This is a genomic window from Marinitoga arctica, assembly GCF_054657315.1.
In genome coordinates this window covers 16,452-28,505 of record NZ_BAAHYY010000013.1, presented here as the reverse complement: position 1 = coordinate 28,505, position 12,054 = coordinate 16,452, and the positions used below count along the sequence as shown (strand labels likewise).

The window sequence follows — 12,054 nt, the reverse complement described above, 5'->3', positions numbered from 1 at the left end:
TAATATTTATTTGCTACCATATATCCGGATATTCGAATATATGGTTAAATTAATTTAATGGGAGGTGACTATTATTATTGAAGATATTATGAAAATTTTATCTGATAAAATTCGATTAAGGATTTTAAATATTTTAAGTGAAAAACCACGTTGTGTATGCGAGCTAACAGCTATTTTAGACTTGCCTCAATCAACTGTTTCAAGGCATCTAGCAAAAATGAGATTAACAAATATCGTAAAAACTGAAAAAATGGATTCTTTTACTATTTATAGCCTTAACGAAAAATATATTAAAAAATATACTTTTATTAAATGGCTAATAAAAGACTTAAATAAAGAATTTAAAAATGATTTAGAAAAAGCTAAAAACATTTCAATAGTCAATGGTAGTTGCTCAATTTTAAAATAATTTGGAGGTATAATATGAAAAAGGAACTTAAATCATTTTTGATTATTGTGTTTATTTTTTTACTTTTTTATTTTCTTCCGTTCGAAAATGAAAATATTCACAATTCTTTAATCAATGGATTTGTTATGCTTCATGAATATGCAAGACAACATGTACTTTTATGCTTAGTTCCAGCATTTTTTATCGCAGGTACAATATCTGTTTTTATTAGTAAAAATGCTATTTTAAAGTTATTAGGTCCCGATGCAAAAAAAATTATTGCTTATCCTGTAGCGGCTATTTCTGGAGGAATTTTAGCTGTATGTTCATGTACAATACTGCCACTTTTTGGAGGAATTTATAAAAGAGGAGCTGGGATAGGGCCTGCAATTGCTTTTTTATTCACAGGACCTGCAATAAATATTGCTGCTATTTTTTTGACAGGTACTGTATTAGGATGGGAATTATCTTTTGTTAGATTATTTTCTACAATTATTTCTGCTATTTTTATAGGGGTAATAATGCAATTTTTATTCAAAGAAATGGGAGAAGGGGGATTTGAAATCCCGGAAAATGAAAATATTCCATTAAAAAAAACTTTAGCATTTCTAATTTTTCAACTGGCATTCTTAATTTCAGGAAGTTTAAAATTGAATTTAACATTAAAAATTGTTTTAATGCTATTCTTTGCATTTGGTTCTATTTTTTTAGCTTTTACTTTTGATAAGAACATTAGAAAAAATTATATATATGAAACCTGGGATTTTGCAAAAAAGATTTTGCCTTATCTATTTTTTGGTGTTTTTTTAGCTGGTATTATATCTTCTTCTTTACCTGAAAACATTGTTCATAACCTTTTAGGTGGAAACACTATATTTTCTAATTTATTTGCTTCTGTATTTGGTGCTTTTATGTATTTTGCTACATTAACTGAAGTTCCTATAATACAGTCATTAATGAAACTTGGTATGGGAAAAGGACCTGCTTTAGCATTATTTATGGCTGGATATACATTAAGTTTGCCAAATATGATAGTATTAACTAAATTATTAGGGAAGAAAAAAGCTTTTACATATTTTATATTAGTTATATTTTTCTCAACATCATGGGGCATAATATATGGAAATTTATTTTAAGGAGGTTTTAAAATGAAAATCGAAGTTTTAGGCTCAGGCTGTCCAAGGTGCAAACAAACATATAAGGTTTTTAGATTAGCAATAGAAGAAACAAAGAAAGAAGATGTTGATTTGATCTATGTAACAGATATTAACGAAATAATTTCAAGAGGTATCATGGCAACTCCCGCAGTTGCTATTGATGGAAAGATTGTATTTTCCGGAAAAATACCTACATTAGAAGAAGTAAAACAGCTATTATCCTAATAAAAGGATGGCAGCTAAGCCATCCTTTTATTTATATATTCTAATCCAGCAGTATTAAGGAAATTCCACGGTTTATTAAAATGTGGTTGGAAAAAGAAATCTATAAATGCTAATTCATTCATTTTCATTTTGTTTTGGATTACCACAGACATAGTGTTAATCGATTGAGTTAAATCAGCTTTCGAACATATTTGAGCTCCTAATATCTTCCCATTTTTCTTTTTATATACAACTTTAAATATTAATTTTTCAAAAGTTGGCATAAATTCTGGTCTGTGATTTTCTGTAATAATAATAGATTCAACATCTAATCCTTGTGATTTTGCTATTGTTTCCGTTAAACCAGTTGCTGCTATATTATTTCCATATATTTTTATTCCTGAAGTCCCTTGAGTTCCTAAATGTTTTAATCTTTTTTCTACTAAATTATATGCTGCAATAGTTCCCATTCTAACAGCATTTGTTGCCAATGGAATATACTCATATTTTTTTAATGGATTATAATATACTGCACAACAATCACCAGCTGCATATACATCTTTTTGACTTGTTCTCATATATTCATCTACAACGATAGCCCCATTATCTAACATATTAAGTTTTCCTTTAAATAAATGTGTATTGGGTTTAAAGCCCATAGACAATATTACCAGATCAGTTTCATATTCTGCTTTATCCGTAATTACTTTTTGAACCTTTTTATCTCCTTCAAATTTTATTACTTTTTCACCTAATACTAAATTAGCTCCATGTTTTTTTAAACCATTTTCTGCTATATCTGAAAACTCCTCATCTAAATATTTACTTAATATTCTATCTTCAATATCTATTAATGTTACATTTTTGCCATGCTCTAAAAATGCCTCAACCAATTCTACTCCAATATATCCCGCTCCTACAATAACAACATTTTTTACTTCATCCATTTTTTTTATAATGTTTTGAGCATGATAGAAGTTTTTTGATAACAATATGTTTTCCATATGGATTCCTTCAATGTTTGGAATTACTGGCCAAGATCCTGTAGTTATTATTAATTTATCATATGTATCTTCAAAAACCTCCTTTGTTTCTATATTTTCAACAATTAATTTTTTGTTCTCAAAATCTACATTTTTTACATTATGTTTCATTTTTGTATTTATCCCTAAATCTCTTAGTTGTTCAGGGGAAGAATAAAATAATCCATTTGGATCTTTAACAACTCCTTCTACATGCAATGCAATACCGCAAGATAAAAATGAAATTGTATCATTTCTCTCATAAACCGTTATTTCGGCCTCTTTATATAATTTTGATGAATTAATAGCCGCAGCAGTTCCAGCATGTGTACAACCTATAATCGCAATTTTCATATACAATTCCTCCTTGTGATTTTTTTAACTTTATTACTAAATAAGATATTTTTTATCGGTTTTATTATAACACTTTTTATACTAATTACAATTAAGAAATAATTACAAAACAATAAAGATCAAAAAAATATCCCGATGAATCGGGATATTAAATCACACCACTAATCGCTTTAACTGGACATCTACTCTGACATAAACTACAACCAAAGCATTTACTTTCATCAACTATAACCTGTTTATTTTCTTTATCAACTGTTATTGCCCAATATGGACATACCATTTCACATAATTTACAGAAGGTACATTTGTTTAAATCTATTTGAGGATATTTTGGTTCAAAAACTACTTCTTTTTTCTTTAATCCCGTTTTTTTAACTTCTTCTATACTATTAAATCCATATTTTTCTAAAGCTTTTGGCAATTGTTCAACAATAGTTTTGTATAATTGTTTTCCTCTAATTAAAGCTGCAGATAGCATTTGGACAGCATCAGATCCTGCAAGAAGATATTCTATAACATCATCTGCAGACGCAATTCCGCCTACACCTATTACTGGCATTTCTGGAACTGCAGTTTTTATAGTATTCACTAATGCTAATCCAAGATTTTTTATTACTGGTCCAGAAATCCACACTTGCCCTTTATCGTTTCCAATTAAATTTGTTCTATTTTCTATATCAATTAACATTGTTGGTCCTAAAGAATTTATCGCAACAACACCTGTACCGCCATTTTCCAATACCATTTTGGAAAATTCAACAGGATCTGGAATATGTGGACTCATTTTCATAAATATTGGTTTATTCGTATTAGCTCTGATAGTTCTAACAGTTTCAGCTATATTATCTAAATTTTTCCCTACGTAATGTGTTGAAATTTCAAAAGCATCAGCAAATTTATCTAATTGCGGAATTAATACTTCCATATCTTCTTTTGTATATCCAGCACTTACAATTAAAGGCAAATCAAGCTCTTTTTTTAATCTTGGTAATATTTCATTTATCCATTTTTCAGGTGGTAATTCTGACCATAATTCTGCATTTACAATATAATTATTAGTTCCATATATACATGGTCTTGGTACTTCAGCAGCTTTCGTGGAAATAGTTTTTGTAACCATCCCACCTACTCCAAGCCTTGCTAAATATAACATTTTTTCATCATCACCAACAAGTGGTCCTGATGCTGGCATTAGCGGATTTTTTAATTTTATACCTGCAAATTCTGTACTTAAGTCCATAATATTCCCCCTCATATAAATTAGTATAGAATCAGTGTAATATTCTATACAATTATATAACTTTTATTTTAAAATTAAAAATCCGTATATCTTTATTTAATCATTTTTTATCAATTTGATTTTCAAATAAGTCAAAAAATCTTATCTGTTTAAAGGTATTTATATTTTTTAATTCACCCAAAAAGAAAGGTAACGAAAACTCCCAATTTACCTAAATATAGTATATAAAGTGAATTTATATACTATATAAAAACATCCCCAGATGATTTCTGGAGATGTTTTTATAATCTCTTCCATAATTTTTCAGAAACTTTTCTTGCTTCGCTATAAATTCTTTCAACTTCAAACTTTATCTCTCTATCTTTCATTAAAAATTCTCCATCAATTATTGTATCAATAACCTCTAATTTATCCCATATCCCAAAAAACACATGTCCAAAAATATTATCTTTATTCAATGGTGTGAAAGGTGTATAATCATACGAGATCATATCAGCTTTATAACCTTTTTTTATTCTGCCTAGTTTTATTCCCAACATTTCTCCAACAAGTTTATACACGTTATCTATATTATTTTTTAAATCTTCAAAGTTGAAAAAGGTAGGATCTTCATATCTATATTTCTGAGTAAAATATAAGTTTAAATATTCTCTTGTAATATTATATCCCAAACCATCATTACCTATAATAGTATTTATTCCTTTTTCTTTTAATAACTTATAATTTGGTAATCCTACAGCATTATTCATGTTTGACGTTGGATTTAACGCGATATATATACCGTATTTTGACATAATATCCGCTTCTTTTTCATCAATATGCACACAATGGGATAATATAGAATTTTTATTCAATAGTCTAAACTCTTCTAATCTTTCAACTACTCTTTTCCCATGTTTATTTATAGAATCTTCTTCATCTTCTATGCTTTCCGCTACATGGATATGTATTGGTGCTCCCTCTAAAGCATCAGACACCTTTTTTAATGTTTCATTCGATAAAGAAAGTGATGCATGTAGTCCAAACATGCCTGCATGTTTTTCCGAAGAACTTTTCAAAAATTCACTATTTTCTTGTATACATTTATCTACGTCAAATCTATCACTTGTTTCAAAACAAAAAATTCCACGCATTCCTATTTCATCACATAACCCTTTTTTTAATTCATTTAATGTCCCTTTTATCGCTATCCCACTAGCGTGATGGTCTATTACAGTGGTAATTCCATTTTTTATAAATTCAATTCCACTTATTATAGAACTATAATAAGTTGTTTCCAAATCAATCTTCGAATCCATTCTCCACCATAATTGCTTTAAAATATCTGAAAAGCTTTTTGGATTAAACTCTACACTCATCCCCCTTGCAAATGTTGAATATATATGAGTATGACCATTAGCAAAACCAGGCATTACGAGCTTCCCTTTAAAATCTATTACTTCTTCATTATCTTTTTTTTCATATTCCTCCATATTTCCTATTTCAAGAATTTTATCAGTAAATTTTATGTACTGATTCTCTCTATAATTTTCATAATCAAAAATATTGCAATTTATTATGGTTTTCACCATTTAATTTCTCCCCTTTTTATATATTTCCCCTTTATTCTTTGATTTAAATTCCCTTCTTTTATTACAAACCTACCTCTTGATATTGTAGAAATAACCTTTCCTTTAACTTTAAATCCAAAATAAGGAATGTAATTTGAATTTGAATGATGTTCTTTTATTATCCATTCTTTTTTTGGATCAAAAATTACTAAATCCGCATCATAAGATGGCAATATTCTCCCCTTTTTCCTTAGACCATAATATTTGGCTACATTTTTTGTAAATTTATCTATTATTCTTTCACCAAATTTTGTGTACATTAAATTAAAGGAAAATTCAACACCACCTATTCCCATTGGCATTCCATTTATTATATCCTTCTTTTTTTCGTTTACATTAAAAGGACAATGATCTGTACCTATAGTATTTATATAATCAATATTATTTATTAGCATTTCTTTTTCTTTTTCACTTCTTAATGGTGGTGTCATCGTATATAAATACCCTTTTTCTGTATTATATATATCTTCTGAAAAATAAAAATAATGAGGACAGCTTTCAATAATTAGATTTTTACCTAAAATATGATTAAATTTTTTCTTTAACTCTTCTAATGTTTTACCACTAGTTAAATGAACAATATACAATTGAGCATTATAATATTCTGCCATTTCTGCTAATTTTATTACCTCCGATAATTCTGAAATTGTAGGCCTATATTCTGAATGATCTGCAATTTTTATTTTATTATTCTCATATTTTTTTATAATTTCATCATTTTCAGCATGAACCGAAATAACTATTCCATAGTTTCTGGATAAATCCAATAATTTTGATATATAATAATCATACGTTCTTCTATTTGAAGAGGAATATGTTGTAAATAATTTTATACTTGAAATACCTAACTCCCTTGCAGTTTTCATTATTTTCTCAGGTTCATCAATAGGATTTGCAATTGTAGCATGAAATGCATAATCAGTTAAACTTTTTTTTGCTAAATTCATTCTTTCTTTAAATGCCTTCTCCATTCCCTCTGCAGTTCTTACTGGATCTAAAAAATCTATATAAGATGTAATACCACCATATACCGCTGATATAGAACCTGTTTGAAAATCATCTGCAGATATATATTTTCCCAAGTCAAGATGAAAATGTACATGAGGATCTATAAAACCGGGAAGTAAATACTTCCCGGAAATATCATAATATTTTTTTGCTTCTAATGTAGATTTTGAAATATCATATATTTTCCCATTTTTTATATATATATTTGCATTTATAAGATTTCCATCAATATATATCAAACCATTTAAAATACCTAAATCAAACATAAAAATCACACCTTATTATCTTCCACCCATTAATAAAGTCATTACAGCCTTTGCAGTATGTAATCTATTTTCTGCTTCATCAAATATTACTGAATGAGGGCCATCTATAACTGAATCTACAACTTCCTTTCCTCTATCTGCTGGTAATGCGTGCATATAAATTGAATCATGTCTTGTTAATTTCATTTTATCTTCATCGCAAATCCAATCTTTGTGTTTTGCTGTTTCTGCCTTGATTTCTTCTGGATCATCTGAAACAAAGAAGCCTCCCCAATTTTTAGGTATTACAACATGTGCGTCAACAAATGCATCTTCCATTTTATGTGATATATTTAGTTTACCTCCATACTTTTCTGCGTTTTCTTGTGCTTGTTTAACTATATCTGGCATTAAATCAAATTTCTCAGGATATGCTAATGTAACGTCCATACCTAATCTTGTAAATAATAATATTTGTGATTGCGGAACTGATAATGGTTTCAAGTGACTTTCAGCATAAGCCCAGCTAATACCAACCTTTAATCCTCTTAAATTTTTACCGAATCTTTCTTGCATTGTCATTGCATCTGCCAATACTTGGAATGGATGATAAACATCATCTTGTAAATTCATAACAGGAACTTGAGATACAGAAGCCATACCTCTTAAATATTTATTTCCTTTTCCAAATTCACAAGCTCTAACAGCTATACCATGACCCATTCTCGCCAAAACTCTTGCTGTATCTTCTGGAGTTTCTCCGTGAGATAATTGCATAGTACTTGGATTCAAAAAGTTTGCATGTCCTCCTAATTGAGCTATACCTGCTTCCATAGAATTTCTTGTTCTTGTTGATTGATCAAAGAAGATTAAAAATAGTGTTTTATACAACAAATATGGAGTTGGTATATTTGAGGCCATTTTTATTTTCAAGTCTCTTGCTAAATCTAACATCATTTCTATTTCTTCATTTGTAAAATCTTGCGTGGTTATGAAATGCCTACTTTTTTCTGTTTTAAAAAATGCTGACATATCTATCTTCCCCCTTATCTTAATTATAGTAAATTATTTGATTTTTTCTACTAATGTTTTTGGAAAATTAGCATAAAAAGCTGCTGCTTTAATTAAATGCTCTATTTTTACTTTTTCATTTGGAGCATGAGCATACTTTTCATCTCCAGGTCCAAATCCAACAGTTGGAATTCCATATACACCAGCAGTTGCTATACCATTTGTACTAAAGGTCCATTTATCTATTAATGGTTCATTTCCAAAAGTTTTTATATAAGTTTCTTTTGCTGCTTGAACAACATCAGAATTTTCTTCAAGAACCCATGTTGGAAAGTATTTTTCAACTGGATATTCTATTCCTGTATACGCTGGTTTTGAATATGTCAACTCTACTATCTCAGCATCTATCCCTGTTTTCTTAAATATTTTTCTGATTTCTTCAAAAGCGCTTTCCTTTGTTTCACCAGCTGTAAGTCTTCTATCAATATGAATAACACATTCATCTGGAACAGCATTATGAGAAGGCGATTTGAAAAATATTTGAGAAACAACAATTGTACCTTTTCCTAAAAATGGGTCATAATGAAGGTTTTCATTTAATTTTTCTATTTCATTAATAATCTTTGCCATTTTATATATAGCGTTATCTCCTCGTTCTGGCGCACTAGCATGTGCAGAAAGTCCTACAGTTTTTATTCTAAATTCAATTCTACCTCTGTGTCCTCTATATACATTTAAACTAGTCGGTTCTGTAATAACAACAAAATCTGGTTTTAATTTATCTTCTTCTACTATATATCTCCAACATAATCCGTCACAATCCTCTTCCATAACCGTACCTGTTACATAAACAGTAAAATCATCTAAAAGATTTAATTCTTTTAAAATTTTCATTCCATAAACCATGGAACACATACCTGCCTTTTGATCAGATGCACCTCTTCCATATACCCATTCGTCATCCCAATCACCACTAAATGGATCTTTATCCCATAAGTCTGGATTCCCAACCTCAACAGTATCAATATGAGCATCCATAGCTATAATATGTTTCCCATTACCAATCCTTCCAAGAATATTTCCCAGACCATCAATTTTAACTTCATCAAACCCAACCTTTTCCATTTCTTCTTTAATTACTTGAATGACTTCTTTTTCTTCTCCAGAATAACTTCTTGCTTTTATGAGTTTGCTCATGAATTTAACAATATCTTCTCGATATTTTTCAGCTAATTCTAATGTTGTCAATCCTATCCCTCCCTTTTAAACTTTATAAAATTATATAACTTTTATTTTAAAATTAAAAACCCATACAACTTTCATTAACAGTATTTTAGCATTTAGATTTTTAAATATTCCCAATTATCTCATTATTTTAAACATTTACTATTAAATATAAAAAAACAGCACCAAATTTTGGCGCTGTTTCATTAAAATGTTTGAAAACACTATAAATAAAATTAAAAACGAACAATTATTTTAATTAAAATTTTTAGTTATATTATTATTTTCACTGTATATTTTAAGGAAATTTTAATTGAATCTATAATATTAACAAAAGAATATTATTTTAAATTTTTATAATAATCACAATAATCTTTTATAGGGCATTCTTCACATTTTGGATTTCTTGCTTTACAAATATTTCTTCCGTGGTAGATTAACCAATGATGAGCTTTACCCCATAATTCTTTTGGAATAGCTTTCATTAAATCTTCTTCAGTTTTTTCAACATTTTTTGAATTTGCTAATCCTATTCTATTTGATACCCTAAAAACATGTGTATCAACTGCAATAGCTGGTTTATTAAATGCAACACTCAACATTACATTTGCGGTTTTTCTACCAACTCCAGGTAATTTTACTAGTTCTTCCTTTGTATCTGGTATTTTACCATTATACTTTTCTAATAATATTTTACATGTATTTATTATATTCTTGCTTTTTGTTTTATACAAACCAACACCTTTAATATACTTTTCTAGTTTTTCAGGAGTTAATTTGACAAAATCTTCAGGAGTTTTGAATTTCTCGAAGAGTTTAGGTGTTACTTTATTTACTTGATTATCTGTGGTTTGAGCTGAAAGCATTACAGCAATTAATAGCTCAAATGTATTATTATATTTTAAAGCAGTTGTTGAATCAGGATATGTTTTTTCTAATATTTCCAATATTTTTTTAATTTCTTTTTTTGATTTTACTCTTTTCATTACCGCCTCCATAATTCTTCTCATAAAATTCTAAATACTCACCAGATATTACTCTTTCTACCCAGACTTTATTGTTTAAATACCAATCTATTGTTTTTTCTATTCCCTCATCAAACATTACTTCTGGTTTCCAACCTAATTCTTCTTTTATTTTTGTTGGATCTATTCCGTATCTTCTATCATGCCCTAATCTATCTTTTACATGTTTAATTAAACTTCCGTTTATTTTTTCGTCTTCAGTTTTTTCTTTTAAAATTTCTATTATTCTTTTTACTATATAGATATTCTCTTTTTCATTATGACCACCTATATTATATACTTCACCAATCTTTCCATTTTCAAATACTAAATCCATAGCTTTACAATGATCAGTTACATACAACCAATCTCTAATTTGTTTTCCATCACCATATATTGGTAATTCTTTATGATTCAATGCATTATTTATTATTAATGGTATTAATTTTTCTGGAAATTGGTATGGTCCATAATTATTTGAACATCTTGTTATGTTTACTGGCAAATTATAAGTATCATAATATGATTTTACTATTAAATCAGCGCTAGCTTTACTTGCACTATATGGGCTATGTGGGTCAAGAGGTGTTTTTTCCGTAAAATATCCTGTTTTACCTAAAGACCCATATACTTCATCTGTTGAAATTTGTAGAAATTTAACACCTTCTCTATATTTTCTAATATCTTTTTCCCAATACTTCTTTGCTACACTTAATAATATTTGAGTTCCTAACACATTTGTTCTTAAAAACACCTGCGGTTCATGTATTGATCTGTCTACATGACTTTCTGCTGCAAAATTTATTACTCCTTCTATATTATATTCTTCAAAAATATGCTCAATTAATTCCTGATTATTTATATCTCCTTTTATAAATTTAAATCTTTCTTTTTGTTCTGGGCTTAAATTTTCTAAATTTTCTAAATTTCCAGCATATGTTAATTTATCAAGCCCTATTATTTTTCTGTCTTTATATTTTTCTAAATAATAATATACAAAATTACTTCCAATAAAACCTGCTACTCCCGTTATTAGTATGTAATGCATTTTGTATTCCCCCATTACTCTCTAAACTTAGCTAATAATATTAAATCCATGTAATTTCCATTTCTAAATACTTCTTTTTTCAAAATACCTTCTTTTATATATCCCATCTTTTCATATAATTTTAGTGCTCTTTTATTATTTGAAATGACTTCTAGTTTTATTTTCTTTATATTCAATTCATAAAATACAAACTTTTCTATCAAATTAACAGCTTCTCTACCATATCCATTTCCCCAATATTTTTCATCAATAAAAAAACCAGCATTACAAACAGAATTTTTAAAATTAACATTTCTAACTATACACCCCCCTATCAAATTATCATCTTCTTTTTTTATTATAGCAAAATCATATATATTATTTTTTCTTCTTTCTGGAATCAATTTAAAAAAATTCTTTTGATCTTCCAATGAAAATGGCATTATTATATTTAAAGATAAAAACTTTCTTACTTTGTAATTATTCATTATATCTTTTAAAGCATCTAAATCACTTTCTTCATAACTTCTTAAATATATTTTTTCTCCATCATACATAAA

Annotated in this window: 12 protein-coding genes; 3 read left to right on the top strand and 9 right to left on the bottom strand. The window is 28.1% G+C overall.

Annotated elements, in window-relative coordinates; genetic code table 11:
- Window positions 1-64 precede the first annotated feature (64 nt).
- The 3 genes from ACYQ44_RS05080 to ACYQ44_RS05070 are packed head-to-tail and all read left to right on the top strand — an operon-like array spanning window position 65 to window position 1,770.
- Window positions 65-409 carry an ArsR/SmtB family transcription factor gene (locus ACYQ44_RS05080; protein ID WP_459995694.1) on the top strand — a complete coding sequence of 115 codons (345 nt, stop codon included), beginning with the start codon at window positions 65-67 and terminating at the stop codon, window positions 407-409.
- 14 nt (window positions 410-423) lie between these two features.
- Window positions 424-1,524, top strand: a complete 1,101-nt coding sequence (locus ACYQ44_RS05075) for a permease (protein WP_459995692.1) — start codon at window positions 424-426, stop codon at window positions 1,522-1,524.
- A gap of 12 nt (window positions 1,525-1,536) precedes the next feature.
- Window positions 1,537-1,770 (top strand): thioredoxin family protein, encoded by a 234-nt coding sequence (locus ACYQ44_RS05070; RefSeq protein WP_459995691.1) that lies wholly within the window; start codon window positions 1,537-1,539, stop codon window positions 1,768-1,770.
- 14 nt (window positions 1,771-1,784) lie between these two features.
- On the opposite strand, the gene ACYQ44_RS05065 is transcribed toward ACYQ44_RS05070, so the two are convergent.
- The 9 genes from ACYQ44_RS05065 to ACYQ44_RS05025 form a co-directional block, all read right to left on the bottom strand.
- Window positions 1,785-3,125, bottom strand: a complete 1,341-nt coding sequence (locus tag ACYQ44_RS05065; protein WP_459995690.1) for an FAD-dependent oxidoreductase — start codon at window positions 3,123-3,125, stop codon at window positions 1,785-1,787.
- A gap of 148 nt (window positions 3,126-3,273) precedes the next feature.
- A complete protein-coding gene (locus tag ACYQ44_RS05060; protein ID WP_459995689.1) occupies window positions 3,274-4,365 on the bottom strand; it encodes a 4Fe-4S binding protein in 1,092 nt (363 codons plus the stop codon).
- Between the two features lie 281 nt (window positions 4,366-4,646).
- Window positions 4,647-5,936, bottom strand: a complete 1,290-nt coding sequence (locus tag ACYQ44_RS05055) for an amidohydrolase family protein (RefSeq protein WP_459995688.1) — start codon at window positions 5,934-5,936, stop codon at window positions 4,647-4,649.
- The gene (locus ACYQ44_RS05050; RefSeq protein ID WP_459995687.1) at window positions 5,930-7,249 is read right to left on the bottom strand and encodes a dihydroorotase; all 1,320 of its coding nucleotides are present in this window, start codon (window positions 7,247-7,249) and stop codon (window positions 5,930-5,932) included. Before ACYQ44_RS05050 ends, ACYQ44_RS05055 begins: the two co-directional genes overlap by 7 nt.
- Window positions 7,250-7,264: 15 nt before the next feature.
- Window positions 7,265-8,260 carry an ornithine carbamoyltransferase gene (locus tag ACYQ44_RS05045; protein ID WP_459995686.1) on the bottom strand — a complete coding sequence of 332 codons (996 nt, stop codon included), beginning with the start codon at window positions 8,258-8,260 and terminating at the stop codon, window positions 7,265-7,267.
- A 33-nt stretch (window positions 8,261-8,293) separates the two neighbouring features.
- Complete coding sequence (locus ACYQ44_RS05040; protein WP_459995728.1) at window positions 8,294-9,493, bottom strand: YgeY family selenium metabolism-linked hydrolase; 1,200 nt, start codon at window positions 9,491-9,493, stop codon at window positions 8,294-8,296.
- Window positions 9,494-9,804: 311 nt separating this feature from the next.
- Window positions 9,805-10,449, bottom strand: coding sequence for an endonuclease III (gene nth, locus ACYQ44_RS05035; protein ID WP_459995684.1), 645 nt, complete (start codon window positions 10,447-10,449; stop codon window positions 9,805-9,807).
- Complete coding sequence (rfbB, locus tag ACYQ44_RS05030) at window positions 10,418-11,515, bottom strand: dTDP-glucose 4,6-dehydratase (protein ID WP_459995682.1); 1,098 nt, start codon at window positions 11,513-11,515, stop codon at window positions 10,418-10,420. The genes nth and rfbB overlap by 32 nt, the downstream gene beginning before the upstream one ends.
- A gap of 14 nt (window positions 11,516-11,529) precedes the next feature.
- The gene (locus ACYQ44_RS05025) at window positions 11,530-12,051 is read right to left on the bottom strand and encodes a GNAT family N-acetyltransferase (protein ID WP_459995680.1); all 522 of its coding nucleotides are present in this window, start codon (window positions 12,049-12,051) and stop codon (window positions 11,530-11,532) included.
- Between the last annotated feature and the right edge of the window lie 3 nt (window positions 12,052-12,054).

Bases quoted from the DNA above. Each gene is read 5' to 3' on its own strand.
- ACYQ44_RS05075 (WP_459995692.1), top strand. From the start codon at position 424: ATGAAAAAGGAACTTAAATCATTTTTGATTATTGTGTTTATTTTTTTA.
- ACYQ44_RS05070 (WP_459995691.1), top strand. From the start codon at position 1,537: ATGAAAATCGAAGTTTTAGGCTCAGGCTGTCCAAGGTGCAAACAAACA.
- ACYQ44_RS05065 (WP_459995690.1), bottom strand. From the start codon at position 3,125: ATGAAAATTGCGATTATAGGTTGTACACATGCTGGAACTGCTGCGGCT.
- ACYQ44_RS05060 (WP_459995689.1), bottom strand. From the start codon at position 4,365: ATGGACTTAAGTACAGAATTTGCAGGTATAAAATTAAAAAATCCGCTA.
- ACYQ44_RS05055 (WP_459995688.1), bottom strand. From the start codon at position 5,936: ATGGTGAAAACCATAATAAATTGCAATATTTTTGATTATGAAAATTAT.
- ACYQ44_RS05050 (WP_459995687.1), bottom strand. From the start codon at position 7,249: ATGTTTGATTTAGGTATTTTAAATGGTTTGATATATATTGATGGAAAT.
- ACYQ44_RS05045 (WP_459995686.1), bottom strand. From the start codon at position 8,260: ATGTCAGCATTTTTTAAAACAGAAAAAAGTAGGCATTTCATAACCACG.
- nth (WP_459995684.1), bottom strand. From the start codon at position 10,449: ATGAAAAGAGTAAAATCAAAAAAAGAAATTAAAAAAATATTGGAAATA.
- rfbB (WP_459995682.1), bottom strand. From the start codon at position 11,515: ATGCATTACATACTAATAACGGGAGTAGCAGGTTTTATTGGAAGTAAT.
- ACYQ44_RS05025 (WP_459995680.1), bottom strand. From the start codon at position 12,051: ATGTATGATGGAGAAAAAATATATTTAAGAAGTTATGAAGAAAGTGAT.